This is a genomic window from uncultured Gimesia sp., assembly GCF_937910335.1.
GTDB lineage: Bacteria > Planctomycetota > Planctomycetia > Planctomycetales > Planctomycetaceae > Gimesia.
Map to the genome: position 1 here is coordinate 1 of NZ_CALEMX010000447.1, position 18810 is coordinate 18810.

General features: G+C 48.4%; 14 protein-coding genes. 6 read left to right on the forward strand and 8 right to left on the reverse strand.

Translation table 11 applies throughout. From position 1 onward, the window contains the following. Window positions 1-309: DUF1257 domain-containing protein (locus tag Q0668_RS17810; RefSeq protein ID WP_298867084.1), on the reverse strand; the 309-nt coding region annotated here is incomplete at its 3' end. 1 nt (window position 310) lies between these two features. Further along, complete coding sequence (locus Q0668_RS17815) at window positions 311-880, reverse strand: hypothetical protein (protein WP_298867085.1); 570 nt, start codon at window positions 878-880, stop codon at window positions 311-313. 77 nt (window positions 881-957) lie between these two features. On the opposite strand from Q0668_RS17815, the gene Q0668_RS17820 reads away from it, so the two are divergent. Beyond that, window positions 958-1122: a hypothetical protein gene (locus tag Q0668_RS17820; protein ID WP_298867087.1), complete on the forward strand. Its 165-nt coding sequence runs from the start codon at window positions 958-960 to the stop codon at window positions 1120-1122. A 731-nt stretch (window positions 1123-1853) separates the two neighbouring features. Here Q0668_RS17820 and Q0668_RS17825 read toward each other — a convergent pair. Then, complete coding sequence (locus Q0668_RS17825; protein ID WP_298867089.1) at window positions 1854-2168, reverse strand: hypothetical protein; 315 nt, start codon at window positions 2166-2168, stop codon at window positions 1854-1856. Window positions 2169-3379: 1211 nt separating this feature from the next. Here Q0668_RS17825 and Q0668_RS17830 point away from each other — a divergent pair. The 5 genes from Q0668_RS17830 (at window position 3380) to Q0668_RS17850 (ending at window position 11759) form a co-directional block, all read left to right on the forward strand. Then, window positions 3380-4054 (forward strand): response regulator transcription factor, encoded by a 675-nt coding sequence (locus tag Q0668_RS17830; RefSeq protein WP_298867091.1) that lies wholly within the window; start codon window positions 3380-3382, stop codon window positions 4052-4054. Next, complete coding sequence (locus Q0668_RS17835; protein ID WP_298867092.1) at window positions 4051-5478, forward strand: HAMP domain-containing sensor histidine kinase; 1428 nt, start codon at window positions 4051-4053, stop codon at window positions 5476-5478. Before Q0668_RS17830 ends, Q0668_RS17835 begins: the two co-directional genes overlap by 4 nt. 74 nt (window positions 5479-5552) lie before the next feature. After that, the gene (locus tag Q0668_RS17840) at window positions 5553-6848 is read left to right on the forward strand and encodes an efflux RND transporter periplasmic adaptor subunit (protein WP_298867094.1); all 1296 of its coding nucleotides are present in this window, start codon (window positions 5553-5555) and stop codon (window positions 6846-6848) included. Between the two features lie 69 nt (window positions 6849-6917). Then, window positions 6918-10055 carry an efflux RND transporter permease subunit gene (locus tag Q0668_RS17845; RefSeq protein WP_298867096.1) on the forward strand — a complete coding sequence of 1046 codons (3138 nt, stop codon included), beginning with the start codon at window positions 6918-6920 and terminating at the stop codon, window positions 10053-10055. Between the two features lie 186 nt (window positions 10056-10241). After that, window positions 10242-11759, forward strand: a complete 1518-nt coding sequence (locus Q0668_RS17850) for a TolC family protein (protein WP_298867098.1) — start codon at window positions 10242-10244, stop codon at window positions 11757-11759. Between the two features lie 14 nt (window positions 11760-11773). Here the strand turns inward: Q0668_RS17850 and Q0668_RS17855 are convergent, their stop codons facing one another. From Q0668_RS17855 to Q0668_RS17875, 5 genes are all read right to left on the reverse strand, one after another. Then, window positions 11774-12889: a phosphatase PAP2 family protein gene (locus tag Q0668_RS17855; protein ID WP_298867100.1), complete on the reverse strand. Its 1116-nt coding sequence runs from the start codon at window positions 12887-12889 to the stop codon at window positions 11774-11776. 305 nt (window positions 12890-13194) lie between these two features. After that, window positions 13195-15252: an LTA synthase family protein gene (locus Q0668_RS17860; RefSeq protein WP_298867102.1), complete on the reverse strand. Its 2058-nt coding sequence runs from the start codon at window positions 15250-15252 to the stop codon at window positions 13195-13197. Window positions 15253-15693: 441 nt separating this feature from the next. Beyond that, complete coding sequence (locus Q0668_RS17865) at window positions 15694-16827, reverse strand: M56 family metallopeptidase (protein WP_298867104.1); 1134 nt, start codon at window positions 16825-16827, stop codon at window positions 15694-15696. Further along, window positions 16824-17198: a BlaI/MecI/CopY family transcriptional regulator gene (locus Q0668_RS17870; protein WP_298867106.1), complete on the reverse strand. Its 375-nt coding sequence runs from the start codon at window positions 17196-17198 to the stop codon at window positions 16824-16826. The genes Q0668_RS17865 and Q0668_RS17870 overlap by 4 nt, the downstream gene beginning before the upstream one ends. Window positions 17199-17297: 99 nt before the next feature. After that, a complete protein-coding gene (locus Q0668_RS17875; protein ID WP_298867108.1) occupies window positions 17298-18242 on the reverse strand; it encodes a DUF1559 domain-containing protein in 945 nt (314 codons plus the stop codon). Window positions 18243-18810: the final 568 nt, after the last annotated feature.

Here is an 18810-nt window from a genome sequence, read left to right on the forward strand (position 1 = left end):
CAGGACGGAGTGCCCCTTCCGGCGTGCCTCCAAGCGACATTTTTCCACGCCGTAATATTGAAGCAGTCTGTTGAGCTGAGCCGGTTCGCCCCATCGGCCTTCAAAATTGTCGTAGCGGACCTGGCCCTGCTCCACGTTGAAGACGACAGGATACCGCCAGTCGGGTAGACGGACCGCGTATCCAGTGGCTTCCCCGCTAAACAGCGGGACGGTCTCGTGCACGGGTTCTCCCAATTCGAGTCGACGGCAGGCCAGGCCCAGTGCCTCGGCGTCGCGGACCTCCGTTTGGATTGTGACAATATGTGACATTTCAGTTTTCCCTTTCTGTAGATGAGTTATCAGGAGATTGTAGTAAATCCGTTAACCTGAGTTTGTCTGGATCTGTTTTCGCAGGTGGCATCAGGCGTGGTTCAGATGAGACTAAATCGTCCAGCAGTAATTCTGCAATCTCATTCTCGCCCACAGGTTCTACCTTCTGCTGCAGCAACAGCCAGCAGATCAACAGCGGCAGCAAGCTGACGACCACCATGGCTACTCTAGTGATTGCTGCCGCAATGATCGGATCACGGTTTCTGCTATCAGCGATTTCACGACGTTCTGCCTCCAGCTGATCGCGCTGGTGGCCGATTTCATTTTGCCCAGCTTGGATTTCGCGCTGTAGAACGACCATTTCCTGCCGGGCTCTGGCATCCGCTTCCACCAGTTCCCGAGACCCCGAGGCAACTTCCTGTTGCAGTTCGGCCATCCGGCGGTTTTGATCCGACTGACGTTCCAGTTGTTGCGTGGCCAGTTCTGTCACACGGGCGTTTTCGTCGGAACTACAACTGACTCCGGTCAGCAGAATCAGCGTCAGTGTGATTTGAAGCGTTTGTTTTTCCATTTGCCCTCCAGCGATGAATCAGTTGTCTGAGAATACCCTGTAGCGCCAGCCGCAGACGTCGCTCCTTGATAAAAGCGATGACAGCCAGCAAAAGCGCGACAGAGACGAACGTTAAAACAATAATTTCCAAGCAATGCTCCTTTCTGATAGTGGATGTGCAAAACGCCCCGCATTCCTATGCCATGCGGGGCGTTTTTGCTGATGATGAATTTGAAAATGGAATCGACTACGATCGACGATAGCTAATCCTTCCCCTATCTATTATGACACGATTTGGGCCAAAATTTAGGTTTTTGGGACTCATCCGATAGTGTGACAAGAATCACCGCGAGTACCTGAGAACTAATTTTTCCAGCTTGTCATATTTCCTGGTTTCTTGTCTGTGCTTTTATTTATTATGACGCATTTTTCTTCAGAATTTAGGTCGACAGTGATCTCACCTTATATGAAGTATTTTTCTCAAAACAATTAGTGCCTTTGCGATCTCATCCTCCTCAATCATCTGGACTGTAGTTTTTCCTTTACTTAGTCAACCTAAAGTTACCGGCATTTAACACGGCGATAGGGACGAACTTTAAAATCATCTGTTCCAAGAAATGCTCCTTTACTAATGGGAGATATGTAAAATACAAAACGCCCAGCATACCTATCTAATGCGGGGCGTTTATACTGATGACAAGTTTGAATTGGAGATCGGCTGCCATCGACGATAGCTAATCCTTCCCCTATCTATTATGACACGATTTGGGCCAAAATTTAGGTTTTGGGACTCGTCCGATAGTGTGACAAGAATCACCGCGAGTACCTGAGAGCTAATTTTACCAGCTTGTCATAATTCCTGGTTTCTTGTCTGTTTTTTTATCTATTATGACGCGTTTTTCGCCAAAATTTAGGTCGAAAGTGATCTCATAGCTCTGAAGAAATGAATTAAATGCGTTCTCGGCACCTACGTACTGAATAGAAGATCTTAAAATCATCCAACAAGAAATAAAATACCCAAATAAATCACGATCACTGCCCCAATTCTGTTAATTCTAGGTCGATATTGTGGACTGACTCTGAAACTGCGAGCGATTCCGGTTAATCGGGTATAACAGCCGATTAAAACCATCGCAAATTCGCCGATGATCATCGAGAATGGCATCACACCGTTAAACCAGTGATCTCTCGGAACCATCTTCGGATCGCCAGAATAGATCGCCAACATTTCTAGATCTTCGAGATCCAGTTCTTCGTACCAGAGCTGACCTGCAGTTCCGATTAACATGATTTCTTGTTTCTGTAGCATTGATCTCCTTACATTGAATTCTCTTTTCCTTTCAAGTCAATTAGGATGAATAGCGAAACGCATTTCTGATTGCGGTTATGAAGGGGCCACACAACCCTTTTCGTTATGAACTCATTTTCTCGTTCAACAGAAAAATCTTATGGTTCAATCACTTATTCAATAGCTAACCTCTCCCCTATCTATTATGACACGTTTTTGGCCATAATTTAGGTAATTTAATGAAATCGATTGGACCGCCCAGCCGGTGACGGTGCTGCCGAAGAGCTGGAGCTCTCCTTGGACGGGGGGCGGTAGTTTGAGCCGCTGGAAGGCTGCTCAAATCACTGCTGGGGCGCTGGTTTTGGTTTAATTTGAACAATGTATGACACGCGGATCTCCTTCAATTCGCAGATTGGTAAACAAGAACTGCAGGCGAAGCCTGAAACGAACACAGCCCGTTGAAGACGGGATAAAACCGGTCTACAGCGGGCTGCAAAAGAGTGAAAAACAAAGACCTGATGGCTATGCCAGAGGACGCACCTTATATGCCGCATTTTTAGGCTGGATTTAGATGTTCGAACTCTCTAATTGAACGGAGAATGCTCTATTTTAACGGTTGATCTCTGCAAACTACTGGAACGCATGGGGACCGTTTCCGGCAAGCTGGTGAAGTGTGCTCCCCACTCTTAAGTTTGCGATGTAGAAACCAAACATGTCCTGTATTCGATGAGTTTCGCGAACAATATTTGATGATTGTCTCTTGCGATCTGCCTTTGACTCTTTTCATTCTTAATCCCGCTCAATCTCATCTGATCAAAATGACGCGCAAGCGAAAAGGGTGATATTAAGGGGTGTCCGTGAATTGACGAGTTTCGCGAACAAAATCCTACAATAATCTCGTGTGGTGAGTTTTGATTCGGTTTCAGAAGTAGGTTGTCTGACAGATTTTGCTCTAAAGCTAGATCAATTGGACCGAGCATCAGTCCTCGAAAACCAGAGTGAATATCAAAATACCTAAATGGCACTGTAAAATCAGTATTACACTCTGCTAGTAATATCAACAGAACCCAATGTTTTCGAAATCAACTACCCGTAAGATTAATTCGAGTTTATATCGTATGATTGCGGCTTCTATCATGTGCCTGCATAGCTGATAATGGAATTTGAAGAAGTGATATTCATCTGTTTCCATGATATCAACCCGTGTTAAATTTATTTTGGGTCACGCTGCTATGCCTCAGATACTTATCGTCGAAGATCAAACGAATCTCCTACGGAGTATTATGCGCACATTGAGCGAATCAGGATTTGAACCAGAAGCTGCAGAAACACTAGGCACGGCAACACAAAAAATGTCTTCAAGAATTGATCTGGTCGTATTAGATCTAATGCTGCCCGATGGGTCCGGCCTGGAATGGTTAAAGCAACTGCGCGTGACGGGGAACAAAACCCCCGTACTGATTTTAACAGCCCGTGATTCCATTGAAGATCGTGTTTCCGGACTCGATACGGGTGCCGATGATTATCTGGTCAAACCATTTGCCCTCGATGAACTGCTGGCACGCATCCGCGCATTGCTGCGTCGGGACGCACAGACGAACGAGAGAGAATTCTCGTTCGGTGATCTGACAGTGAATCTGGTCACGCACATCGTTTGTCGGGGCGACAGGTCAATTTCCTTGCAGAACCGACAGCTGGAGTTACTGGCCTATCTGATTTCGCATGCCAATCAGATAGTGACGCGCGATATGATTTCCCGCGACGTCTGGAAAGAATCGACGGCGACATGGACCAACGTCATCGAGGTTCAAATCAACCAGCTGCGCAAGAAGATTGAAGAACCCGGCCAAGCCACCATTCTGCATACAGTGCGCGGCCAGGGTTATCTGCTGGGAGATCCTCCATGAGACAGCTTTCGATTCGCTGGCGGTTGACACTCTGGTACGCGTTCGCGCTGGCATTGATGTTATGCGTGTTCTCCCTCGTGCTCTTTCTGTTAGTCTGGCAGCAGGTGCTGGCTCGTACGGATACAGGCTTGCGCGAGGAACTGCAGGAAATCGGTTTGGAAGTTGAGCTGGCCGACAGCGTCACGGTATTCGCCGCGCAAGCCTCAGCACGATTTTCTCAGCACGAATTTTATGAGTTTATAGTCACAGATGAAACAAGCCGCATCATTTTTAACAGTACTGGGCTGAAGGAACCTGTGGTGACTTCGTCCCGGTCCACCACAAAGATGCCAGAGGAAAAACTGGAAACACGGGAACTAAAAGGCTTAGGCCCGTATCGTATTGCGAGCACTACCATGTCTGGCTCGTTCGGCACCTTGAACGTGCAGGTGATGACCTCTCTCATCCCACTATATAATGACCTGCACACCTTGCAATGGGCGGTTGCATTTCTGTTGCCGGTGGCAGTCCTGCTGGCGATTGCCAGCGGTCAGTTTCTGGCGGGACGTGCACTACGACAGGTCCAGCAGATTGTGGACGCCACCAATGCGATCAACATTACCTGTCTCGACCATCGGATTCAGGTCGCGAATCCCGATGATGAAATCGGGAAACTGGCAGTGGCATTGAACTCGCTGATAAACCGACTGGAACGCGCTGTATATGAAATTCGTCGTTTCACCGCGGATGCGTCTCACGAAATCCGCACGCCAATCGCCGCTTTGAGACTGGAAGCCGAGTCGGTCCTGCGCTCGCCGCGCACTCCCGAGGAATACGCGCAGACGCTGGCAGTTGTCGTTGAAGAAACCACGCGTCTGGGAAAACTGGCCGATCAACTGCTCAATCTCAGTCGACACGACGCCGGTATCGTGCCCTGCAATCATGACCCGGTGCAACTGGACGCACTACTGCGGGATGTGGTCGATCAACTGCAACCGTTTGCCAATGGTTGTGGCGTGGCCTTGAACTGCGAAATCGAAACGGTATGCGAAGTCCTCGGCGACGACATCAGTCTCAGCCAGGTGTTTTTCAACATATTGGATAACGCAATCAAGTACACGCCCCGTGACGGTGAGGTAACGGCGCGTCTGAGTGTCTCGGATCATACCGCGGTCATCGAAATTCAGGATTCGGGCATCGGGATTTCTGCAGACGATTTGCCGCATCTCTTCGATCGGTTTTATCAGGCCGATCCTTCGCGTCAATACTCCGGTGGAGGTGCCGGGTTGGGTCTCTCGATTGCCAGGGCTGCCGTATTGATGCACGAAGGCACAATTGACATTCAAAGCCAGCTCGAACAGGGAACGATGGTGACGGTTCGTCTGCAATTATACACGAACACTGATGACTCGAGTTCAAGATCCGCAGACCGAATTACGGTGTGACATTCCTTTCACGTGAAGCAACAACCTGATCATAAGTGATTTGAGCGAAACAAAAAGTAAGAAAGTAAATTGAGATGAAAATTCTGAAACAAGTATTCGCTCTCCTGGCGTTTTGTCTCATTTTGGGGCTGTTGTTTACGATATGGAACCGCGATAGAAAAACGCAACAGGCAGCCACGTCGGCGAAATCTAAGCTGACTGTGAGCCATGCCAAGACCACTCACCCCGTGAATGAAGCGGATCTGAATATCATTCAGCTCAGTTCGGACGCTGACAAACGTTTGGGAGTGGAAACCCAGCCTGTGGAACTACGCTTAATGCCTCGTGCAAGACCCTATGGTGCAGAGATGATCTTGCCGACGGGAGCTTCTGTGATTGTTTCCGCCCCACTCGCTGGAACCCTGAAGCATCCTCATGATCATAAATTCCCACAGGTCGGACAGCGTATTAAAAAGGATGAAACGTTATTGGAACTGCTGCCTTTACTCTCGCCCGAGCGGTCCGTTTTAACTCCGGCTGAGCGGATTCGCTTCGCAGAAGCAAAAGTCGCGGTAGCGCAATCTCAAATCGATGCAGAGGGCCTACTTCAGCAGGCGAGTGTGCAGAAGGAAGCGGCGCAGATCGAGTTGGTGCGGGCCGAACGCCTGTTACAAAGTAACGTGGGAACCAGACGGTCCGTTGATGATGCCAAGGCCAAATTGAAGCTGGCAGACGAAGTTTTAGTGGCAGCGAAAAGTCGTAAAAAACTGGTCGACAACATTAAACTGGATGAAGACGCCGGTACGCTCAAGCCGCTCGCCATTCATTCTCCCCTGTCAGGTATTGTCCGTACCACGAACGTTCAACCCGGCCAGTTAATCGCAGCCGGACTCCCTCTGTTTGAAGTGATGAATGATGCGGTGTTGTGGATCAAAGTCCCCGTTTATGTGGGGGAACTGGATGAAATTGATATGAAACGCCCCGCGCGACTGACTCTGCTGGATGGGCGTTTAACAAACAAAGATATCCTGGGAAAACCGGTCTCACTTCCGCCAACAGCGATGCCACTTTCGGCTGCGGTTGATATCTATTACGAGGTTCCCAACGACAACCATAAATTTCGCCCCGGCCAGAAAGTCTCAGCCCACCTGCCATTGATTGGCGAAACGCGCGTGAAGTCCGTACCGTGGTCGGCACTCATTTACGATATTTATGGGGGTCAATGGGTCTACGAACAAGTGGGAGAGCGTCAATACGTTCGCCGCCGCGTCGAGGTCGGCTGGGTTGATCACGACCGAATGGCTCTCTTACGCGGGCCTGCGGTCGGTGCGCAGATCGTGACCGCTGGAGCAGCAGAACTTTCGGGAACCGAATTCGGTTTTGCAAAATAACTCAGTGGGCCAAAACGGAATACAATCAGGTCAAAGTTTATTGACTGTTCATAATGTGTGGAGATAAACATGAGGTGGCTCGTTGAAACAGCCTTGAGGTTACGCATCGCAGTGATCGCCGCAGCGGTGTTGTTGATCGTAGGAGGGCTGCGTATGGTGCCTGAGATGCCGCTCGACGTCTTCCCTGAATTTTCTCCGCCTTATGTTGAGATACAGACAGAAGCCCCGGGGCTGTCCGCGGAAGAAGTCGAAAACCTGATCACGTTTCCTTTAGAGAACGCACTCATTGGTACGCCCGGTCTGGATACACTGCGGTCTAAGTCGGTACTCGGTCTGTCTTCGATTCGAATGCTGCTCACGGAAAATGTAGACCTCTATCGGACGCGGCAACTGGTGCAGGAACGTCTGGCTGTGGAAGCACCGCGTCTGCCGACGGTCGCACGTCCCCCGGTGATTCTGCAGCCACTCTCTTCACTCAGCCGTATGATGAAAATCGGGATGTGGTCCGATTCGCTGTCGCAGCAGGAACTGTCGGAACTGGCTGTCTGGACGATTCGACCGCGGTTGATGGCGATTTCGGGCGTCGCTAATGTGGCCATCTGGGGACAGAGAGACAAACAGCTGCAGGTGATGGTAGACGTTGATCGACTGCGGGCGCATCAGGTGACCCTCGATGCCGTCCTGCGTTCCGCAGGAGACGCCGTCGTGCTGGATGCGGGTGGTTTTGTCGATACGCCGAACCAGCGGATGGCGGTACGCCAGCTTTCGCCTGTTAGCGGCCCAGAAGATTTAGCAAGAACAGTGGTCTCCTTTAATGGAGGCACCGCGCTGCGTCTGGGGGATGTTGCTGACGTCAGGATCGGGGCGGCACCCGCTATCGGAGATGCCGTGATCAACGACCAACTCGGTTTGCTGCTGATCGTCGAAAAGCAGCCAGCGGCTAATATTCTGGAGGTGACACGCAAGGTCGAAGCGGCTCTCGATCTACTCAGACCAGGATTGAAGGGGGTTGAGATCGATTCCACCATCTTCCGCCCGGCGACGTTTATCGAACGTTCCATTACGAATCTGGCCAATGCGTTAATGATTGGTTGTGTGCTCGTAGTGATCGTACTCATCGCATTCCTGTTTGACTGGCGAACGGCGGTCATCAGTCTGACGGCCATCCCGCTGTCGCTGATTTCGGCGGTGCTGTTGATTCACTGGTGGGGCATGACCATCAATACGATGGTGATCGCAGGACTGGTCATCGCTCTAGGAGAAGTTGTTGACGATGCGGTCATCGATGTCGAAAACATCGTGCGCCGTCTGCGACTCAACCAGCTTACAGAACGACCGCGTTCTGCCTTTTATGTTGTGCTGGACGCCTCAATGGAAGTCCGCAGTGCGATTGTTTATGCGACGGCGATTATCGTACTGGTATTTCTGCCGATCTACTTTCTGGAAGGGTTGCCTGGTTCATTTTTTCGACCGTTGGCGATTGGTTACATCCTGGCCATTCTGGCATCGCTGCTGGTGGCGATCATTGTGACACCGGCCATGTCACTCCTATTGTTGCCACGCAAGCAGATGAAACAGCATGAACCTCCTCTGACGCGCTGGCTGAAAATTCCTTATCGAAACATGTTGCCGTGGTTCGCGGTACGTCCTAAGTCGGCCATCAGTATTCTGACGATCTCCTTTGCTGCGACATTTGTGTTATTGCAGAGCCTGGGACAGGAACTGCTACCAAACTTTCAGGAGACCGACTTCCTGATGCACTTTGTCGAAAAGCCGGGCACCTCGATTGAAGCGATGGACCGTATTACGATCAAGGCAAGTCGTGAGCTGCGGGCCATTCCAGGCGTGCGTAATTTCGGCAGTCATATCGGCCGCGCTCAGGTTGCCGACGAAGTGGTCGGCCCGAACTTTACCGAACTCTGGATCAGCATTGATGAAGATGTGGACTACGACGAAACGCTCGCCAAAATCCAGGCTGTTGTCGACAGTTATCCCGGCCTTTACCGTGATGTCCTGACGTATCTGCGAGAGCGGGTCAAGGAAGTCCTGTCGGGAACTAGTTCCAGTATTGTGGTGCGTATCTATGGTCCCGAACTGGAAACACTGAGAAATCAGGCGCATGAGGTCGCTGCAGTCATGGGGAAAATTGACGGCGTGAACAATCTCAAGGTCGAACCTCAGGTGCTGGTTCCTCAAGTTGACATCCGTCTCAAGCCATTAGCCGCCGAACGATTTGGATTGACTCCCGGTCAGGTTCGACGGGCGGTCACAACGATGCTGCGGGGGACAAAGGTCGGCGAAGTTTTCGAAAACCAGAGAAAGATGGATGTCATGGTCTGGGGGACTGAAGCATCTCGCACGGATCTGGATGCACTGCACGAACTAAGAATCGATTTACCTAACGGCGGGCAAGTGCCCCTCAAAGATGTCGCCGAAATCGGTATTGTCCCAGCTCCAAATGAAGTCAAACGCGAAAGCGGTTCACGACGAATCGACGTCACCTGCGATGCCAAAGGCCGGGATCTGGGTTCTGTTGCGCGTGACATTGAAGCCGCTGTGGGCGGCATGCCCTTTGATCGCGGCTATCATCCCGAATTCCTGGGAGAATTCGCCACTCTGCAGGAATCGCAGAACCGACTGCTTCTGCTGGGAGCAGTCGCGCTGTTGGGAATTCTGCTGATTTTGTATATCGACTTTCAGTCTGCTCGATTGACGTTAATGGTCTGCCTGACGATTCCGTTTGCTCTCATCGGCGGCGTGATTGCTGTCTCATTGGCGGGGGGCGTACTCTCTCTCGGCTCGCTGGTCGGTTTCATCACCGTGCTTGGCATCGCCGCGCGGAACGGTATCATGCTGGTCAGTCATTACCGGCATCTTCAGGCGGTAGAGGGGATGTCGTTTGGTCTCGAACTTGTGATTCGAGGTGCTGAAGAACGCCTCGCTCCGATTTTGATGACCGTCCTGACCACATCGCTGGCGCTGTTGCCTCTTGTGATTTCGGGGAACAAACCAGGACACGAAATCGAATATCCGCTGGCAGTCGTCATCATCGGGGGGCTCGTGACCTCGACCATATTGAATCTCTTTCTGCTGCCGCCGCTGTACCTCTTGTGGGGAAAACAGGCAATGCTGAGTACCGAAAATACTGTTGAGGCAGAATTCAGTCGGTCCCCGCTCCAATCAGATCAACCCGGACTGTCAACGTAGGTTTCCTAAAGTGATTCGTAGAGTCCGGCTTTCTTCATCGGGAAGATTAACTCTGACTTAAAAAGGGACTTCGGATTGAATCGATGGTGTGTATTTTGACGAAAGGAGAGAGTAAGGCGTTAGCCTGACACATGGGAATCGACGGAGTGCTTCCCTCTCGGAATATCATTACTGGATAGAAACGCCATGATGGCTCGTCTTCACACTCTGATTTTGTTGCTGCTATTGGCATTCAGCGGATGCAGAACCAGCGGTTCATCTCAATCTGAACTGAGCGCTATGAAAGACATTTCGAGCACCCGATCTCCTGTTATAAAAACTCAGGCAGCCATACTCACAGTTCCTGCTGAACAAAAGCCGGATATCAAGATTCAAAAGGTGTCGTTAAAGTCTTCGGAAACGATTGAATCGGAAATTTCTAGTTCAACACCCCATTTTGCAAGTCAGTCATTGTCTGTTTACGATAGTATCTCTCTGGCCTTGGAAGGTAACCCAGATCTGGTTGCCCTCCGTGAAACGGAACAAGTGGGCGTTGCCACTGTGGGAGTCGCGGAAACTTATCCATTTAACCCAATGGTACAGGTACAGGTCACTCCCAGTCAGGAAAATCGAAGGATTCCCAATAGAGGACCGGGAACCACTTCACACTATGTATTACTGATGCAACGAATTCAGTTGGCACACCAACAGCAATTTCGCGAGGATGCCGCGCATTCATCGTTAAATGGAGTACGTTGGAATATCCATCAGGCCGAACTTCAAACCACTTCGCTAACTGCGCAGTTATATTTCACAGCCCTTTATCAGCGAGGACTCCTCGGTGTGGCTCGAGCCAGCCAGAATAATAACGAGCGTTTGTTTGAAACGTTGACGAAGCGATTTGAGGCTGGTGATGTCTCTGGTGCTGACCTTGCTACGGTTCGCATCGACACTCGATCCACAAGCCAGCAATTACGATTGGCAGAAGCAAATTATCAGACGGCACTGCGCAACCTTCGACGTCAGCTGGGGCTACCTCCAGATTCACCCGAAGAGATTGAAGGTGAGCTGAGAACGATCAGATGGCTGCTTCCCACTCAAGGGAATGAGGGATTGATGATGTCTGAAATGGGCCTTCAAAGTGTGAATGTTCCCATAGACAACAAGGCCTGGATGGCGAGTTGGGCAGCATCCCGTCCTGATGTCCTTGTGGCACATGCGAATATCGATGTAGCATCAGCCAATTTAAATCTTGCCACTGCAGATCGTGTCCCCGATCTGACAATGGGACCCTATTACCAACAAGATCCGGATGGATTGGCACGTTTTGGTCTCCGAGCTGAACTGAACCTGCCAATCATTAATACAGGAAGACCTCTCGAAACACAGCGAATGACCGAACTAAATCAGAGAACTGCGGTTTGGCGTCAGACACTTCTGAGAGCTGAGCTGGAAGCACAGGCGGCATTCGAACGATACAAACTCGCCTTTGAGATACTTGCTAAAGAGAAAAACTATAACACTTCAGAGTTGCCACAAGAGTTGCAAAGCCTGGAGAAACAATTCCTCGCAGGAGAAGTGGATGTTGTTCGTATCATCCAAGCACGAACCAGCATTTTGCAGAATCAAAGAGCACAACTCGACTTGTTCAATGAACTCGCTCAGTCTGCAGCACTCCTGGTTGGCGCAACCGGAATGCCGTTGGATTTGATCATCGGATTATGATGACTGGTGGGAACTCACCAGCGGTATTCAATAGCAATACCCGTCGCACCGGGATACGAAATCGGAAATACTCTCCAGTTTCGATCTGCCTTCTGTGTTGCATCGACGGCGTTCGTGGCAATCCAAGCCATCCACCAACCGAGAAAAGCCTGTGAAGGATAGTGGTGGTTATCATTGATTCGAGACAAAGGTGCTAGCGTGGAGCCGGCATAGAAAGCCAACTTGAGGAGTGGTTTTTTTGTCATCTTAGCAGCAGCCAGAAATGGAATCGCCCCCATAAAACTGTGACCGCTTACCCCGTTATTGTCTTGAAATGGTTGCCATCTTGAACCGGAACTTGTCTCTCCCGGGCGCGAGGCACCAGTGACAAATTGCATGGCGAGCATCGGAGGCGTACCAACGAGGATCGCCCGAATCGAACGTTGTCCCCATTCGCCTGTGATGTTGGCCATTGGGACTCTCTCAAAGAGTTCTCCCACCACCCAGGCTGCTGCGAAAACTGGTAACGTGTAGCGACCATTACCCAGTTCTTTTTGCGCATGCAACGTTTCGAGCCAATCGTCTGAGCTTGCACTGTGAACGCTGGACTGAAAGTGATTTTGGATTCCCTCGTCAATTGATGTATTTGCCATGATGGCTCCCACGCCGAGCCCGCCTGCTAACCAAGTGAGTGAATCTTTTGAATAGTAGTTGGTATGGTCTGATTTAATTCGTTTCCAGAGTGTCAGCTTTTCTAACTGCATGTCGTCGTCGAAAACGGAATTTATTCCAGCGGGATCATCGGGAAGGTTGTTTGACAGGAACCCCTCGATCGAGATCAATTCCGGTGGTTCGTTCACCTCACCAAGTTCAGTCGTCTCAGCCCCAACCTGCTGATGCATGGGGAGAGAGCTGATCGGGTCTGGCGTTATCTCAAACCAATTCGGATAAGACGAACCGTTACCAACAACGTTGGCAGTTCCCGACTCAGTATCATCATCTTTAATTGGATCACTGATCTGTTGGTAACCTGTTGGTTCAGCGATTTTACTTATTTGACCTGATATGGACGATTTGATTCGAGTCGTCTTGGTGGTGGTGATACATCCTGTCAATAGGACCAGCGCGCTCACACTCAAAGAGACCAGCATTTGGAATTCTTTCGCCCAGAATATCACATTTTGTATTTGCAATGTCAGCGTTCTCAGTGGATTCATTAACTGCTACGTGCTAAAAATATTAGGTAAAAAGTGACCAAGGTCGAGATGAAGTTGGGAAGGGATTCACGTCAATCAGGAAATCTCAGACAATGAGAACCCAAATGATGAGATCAAATTGAAATGAGTCAGAGTATGAAAACGTGCTAATTCTGCTCGTCAAGGACCGCTCAAGAAGATTCTTCTCACAGTAGCTGGTTTCAGGATTATCGAATTCTGAAAGAGTAACCTCTCTCTTATCAATCGGAACCTGGAAACCATCGATCGGAATAGTAAAGTTCGAAAGCTGATTGAAAAAGTGATACAGCGTTTTGTAGCATATCTGAGTCAGGGGATTCTTTTTGTTCAAGCTGATGGCTGGTTTGATCAAGCTCGAAGCCCTCTGCAGATTTACCAAACCCCAGAACGACCATGCGATTCTGAGAATCGAGTAAAGCCACGTCGTGGTTATGCTGCATGACAGCACGCCCTTTCTTTGGATCAGCCAGAACCGCATCGTAGCCGAAAAAGACAGACCGATAATCGCCGCCAAGTCGCCCCATAATGGTTGGCGCGATATCCAGTAAGCAAGCTAAAGTATTGCAGCGTCTTCCCCGGTCTTTTCCATTCGGTTGAATCATCAAAACCGGAACTCGATAGGAACTCATTGGAAAAAGCTGACTACCGGAAACTCGGGCTCCATGATCACCCATTACAATGAAGATTGTATTGCGATAGAAATCGTGAGACTGTGCTTCACGAAAGAAATAACCCAGTGCCCAATCGGCGTACTTTACTGCGTTTTCGCGAGTTTGTTCCTTATCAGAAATTCGACCTTCTGGATATGTGTAAGGCCGATGGTTGGATACCGTAAGGATCGTGGCAAAAAATGGATTTCCAGTTCCGTGTAAATTATCGATTTCGCCAAGAGCCTTTCGAAACAAGTCTTCATCACTGACTCCCCAGGCGTTGGCGAAGAGAGGGTCTTTAAAATCAGATTGTTCAATGAAATGGTTGAAACCGTTCGCCTTCATGAATGAACGCACTCCGTCAAACAGCCCACGGCCTCCGGTCATAAACAGCCGCTCGTATCCACGCTTGGCAAGAACGTTTGCCAGAGTAAACACACGGTCGGAATGATCTCGTTTAAGAATGGACTCGGTGGGAATCGGTGGCATGGAGGTTAGCACCGCTTCCAATGCACGTGCAGTTCGATTTCCCGTGGAGTAGAAATTGTCAAATAAGATCCCTTTGCGGGAAAGCTCATCAAAGTGGGGTGTGAGCTTCCGGCCATCACCCAAAACACCGACAAAGTCAGAACCCAGGCTTTCTTCCAAAATCAGCACAACATTGAAATTTTGTTTGGGTCCGTCGGTGTCAACAATTCGGTCGACAGGATTGTTTGATTCTTTTTTCAGTTTGTCTCCCTCGCCTACAACCTGTTGTTGTAACCGTTGAACAGAATCAGAACCGTCGAGTGTGACATAATTTTCCTTGAATTCAAACCGGCAAGTCCAAGCGTAATACACAAAACTATATAATCCATTCCAGGTACATTCGTTTGCGACACGGTCGCGAGATATCTGTCGACTGTCTGCTCCTATTGTGGACCATAAGATTATAATTCCAGTGAGGCAACTTACCAAAAATCCATAACGCCGTTTCCAGGGCATTGGCGTTGCGATCCTCTTATGAAAATTCTTCCGCAATAGAAACCAGAGACTTCCTCCGCAAGCACCAACAATGGCTATCAGGTCAATGAGTGGATATGACTGCCAGATATTACAGCAAACTTCGGTAGGGTAGACTATATATTCAAAGGCAATGTAATTCAGTCGCGATTGAAACTCATCGAAGAATATGAATTCTGCCATACACAGAAACGGTAGAAACAGGAATGCAATGACCCATGCCGCATCCAGAAACAAGCGGCTTGTCTTACCATCAATTTTGTGGTTAGAAACGACGGTAATGTGTAATAATTGAGGTATCACAAAGCACAACGCAACGAGAACATCGAATCGCATTCCAACAAAAAACAAACTGAGCCCATGCCATAGTGAGAGCTTTTCAAAATCAGCATAAGTAACCACCATGACAGTTCGCAGTAAAAGAAGGTACGAAACAGTAATCGCAAAGATGATGGCAATCACTGAATACCGGCCCGACCATTCAGATAATGCGGAATACCAGTTCTGTATGGTATAAACGCAGCCGGAATGTTCCTCCAAAGCGCCTTCAGATAATTCGCCCGATGCATTTGGACCCGGATTGGATAATCCTGGAAGCGTGTTTGATGGTAGTGAAATATTTGACATGTATCGAAAGTCCTTTTTCGAAAAGTCTCTGTTTGGTGTAATACTGTCAGACAAGTGATCATCGATAAATGATTGCCAGCGGACAGATAGGGGAGCAAAGCGTCACTTCAAACGAATAAAGAGGTGTCTTAGTCCGTTTAACAGAAGTCATATTTACAATCCATTGTTTAATTTGAGTTCATTGGAATTCCTAAAGATTTAGTAGTTCATGATAAAAAAAGTAATCAAAGAATCTTAGATTCCTAAACTTTCAAACTACGCCAGTTAATACTTCTATAAGCGAGGAATATTCCGATGATGTTCAACCCTGTCAGCCAAGTCGATTCACTAACTCGAATATCTGTACTGAATTTTGTATTTGTGCTTTGCATCACAAGAAGCTCAACTCCTAACATCTTAGTAATTGCGGTCAAAAAAATGGATATTTGAATTTTCATTTAACTAGTCGTCATCGACACTCTCAGGTGACTGATGTTCCGACAGTTCGTGCAGTTCGATTCGGTGGTCGAAAACTTCGAAGTCACGAGCGGGAATATCAAAGTCATGTAAAACGCTTGCAGACCAAGTTGGCCAAGGCGACCAATTTGTACGAGACGATGCAAGCACATCAATTGGTAGCCACAAAAATCCGATCAAGGCTGCCAACATTACAAGGCTGAAATACGCCGCCGGACCCGAAATGCGGGATCGACCATCGAACTCTTTACTCTTTGCAATTTGAGTGAGGCGGCGAGCGCGTTTGGCAACGATGCTCTTTCCTCTTCCAAATGCCAGTGATGTGGGTGTCTCTTCCGCTCGCGATACACCGTATTCCATGATTGTAAGTAATGTTTGCAAATACATGACGATATCTGATGGTGAATCAATTGCCGCCTCATCACAGGCGAATTCCCGACTAATGGAAGACTGCTGCGATGCCCACCAAACCATTGGGTGAAACCAAAAAATCACTTCCACTACACGCTGTAGAAATAATTGCAGCGGATGTCCGGTTTTGAGATGCTCTAATTCATGCCGGATGATGAAGTTGAGTTTCTGACGATCAAATCCGAGCAGATATTCCGGTACTACAATGTAGGGATAGTGGAACTGGGAGCAAAATGGAGTCGTCAACCTTGTACTTGTTAATAATCGAAGTCTTTGTTTCGATGGAAAGGATGTCATTTCAGGAATGTCGCTTTGATTCTCTTCAGAAATAAATTCATCGAGATCAACAGGTTGGCAAGTATTGAGAAAGCGATAGACTTGAAAAGAGCGAATGAAAAATACCATCAAGGAAACAGCAGCTCCGGCAAGCCAAACAAAGAATAATACTTGTCCTAACTGCATTTCTATTGTTACAAGTGCTGTTGCGTGTTGTGTATCAATTGAAGCCCAAGGCTGAAAGAATCTCGGATGGGGTAACAGCAGGGCCATTCCGATCAGCGAAAGTAGAACCACATAACAGACGGTCCATAAACGACACTGCATTCGTTCGCTATTTACGAGCCGTCCTAACCAATGGGCAACGATAATGACGAGCGCAACTTGCACAGAAAGTGAAACAGCCAATTCAAGGAATTGTGTTGATGTCATGAATCTTTCTCCAAGGATTGAATTGCCTGTTTCAATTCTTTGATGTCCGACCGCGACATTGAGTCGCTTTCGACGAGACTGAGCACAAGCGACTTCACCGATCCGCCGAACAGCCGCTGAGTGAAGTCGTCGGCCATGCTGCGGCTAATTTTTTCGCGAGAAACCGCTGGCTCATAAACATAGGCGCGACCTTCCTTCATCCGTCGGACGACTCCGCGTGTCTCGTCCAGTATCTTCAGCGTTGTCATGACGGTCGTATAAGCCAGTGGGCGTTCGAGAGTATCGACGATATCCTGCACAGTGACGCGTTTTTTCCGCCATACGACATCCATTACTTCAAGTTCGCAATTGGTCAGATGAAATTTAGGCATATATAATTCCTTCCACGTGAATGAATCACTAAATTTAATGTCGAAATAAAATTTCAAAAAGAGAACTATATGTATTGGGAATATTAGATGGTTTCGAGATCAATACTTTATTGCCCGACGAGCCATTTGTTGGTAGTTCGAAGAGTTCATGTTTTCCGAGAGCATCGAAACTCGGCCATCGGCCCACAGAAAATTAGCACCACCTGGATGGCGACTGGAAAATTCACACTCATCACAGGAATTGCAGTTGGGCGTAGTCATTGCCATTCCAACGAGTCGGCAGGCAGCGTCTTCGCCAGAGGATTCTACGCCGAGCCACGTTGATGGTACTTTTGCCATCGTGCGTTCTCCCACAATGATGGTATTGCTTAAACCTCGCCCTAGTTCGGCAAAGCGAACTGGTCTGGATTCTAGAAACGCTCCGTCTCCAAGTGGAGCGGGAATCTCATCGTCTGGTTCGATCGTTCCGAAGACTCCCATATAGTTCGCAGTTGGAAGTTCTAACAGAGGCGACATTGTCACTGATCCAGCTAATTCATTCTCCTTAAAAAGCATAAATGTCGGATCTGTAATGTCTGAGGGGCAGAGGAAGTTTACAATAGAAGTGCTTCGAGCAGACTGATTTAATAAGTGACTGAGAATCTGATTGCGATTAACCTGATCGTAGATTGCCCGTTGTTCTAAATAAGGTAGCAGCGTCACGGCCCAGCTATAAGCAGATTGCTTCGATGCCTCCCATTGCCAGCCAGGTGGCATACAATTGTTGGTATCATGGTAGGAATGAAGCGCGAGACCGATTTGCTTGAGCTGATTTTTGCACTGTAATTGCCGTGCAACTTCGCGGGCAGAACTGATCGCCGGAAGGATCAGCCCCATCAGAGTACCGATGATCACAAAGGTTACAAGTAATTCAAGAACCGTAAAGCCACGACGTGATTGCCGAGCTCGAGACAGCTTGTTGAGAGATTTAAATCCACGAAGGCTAAAACATCTCAACTGCTGACGTTGCGAACATTCGCTGATGCCGGTCAGCCCATTATGCATGAGTAGAAATCCTTTTCATCTCTTTCCATTTCACTAAGAAGTCATCTTTCTACTAATTCTTTAGTATTTTGTCAAGTGAAAAACCTGGACACTTCGATGTGGGGATATTGATCCACTCATTAAAGTTCGGAATTTCTGAGCTCATTAAAATGTCAAGTCAGCTTCTGTCTCCCAACACGAAGAGCATGACAACAAATCAACCAACCGCGAGCCATGAAGCGTGTGATAAAAAATCGAGATGCCTTGCCCATCTGCTTCAAACTACTTTTCGTTCCTTAAAGATTACTGTACCGTAAATGACGAGTTTCGCGGACAAAATTGAGCGTTCGGACTGACATGGATCAATTTCAGATCAGATCGAAGTGACGCGAAACCGTTTAACGGTCATTAAACGGAATCCCAGAATTTGTTTAAGTTCGTAGAATTTCAAACAGCAGCGCCCAGAAATAATTGCTTCGAGTTGGACGTAGTTCCCCATTCACGTTCAACCGTTTTTTAGATATATCTTAGTGCCAACTATCGTCGATCCCATATTGACTGTTCTTTTCATGAACAGGTCGGCAACTCA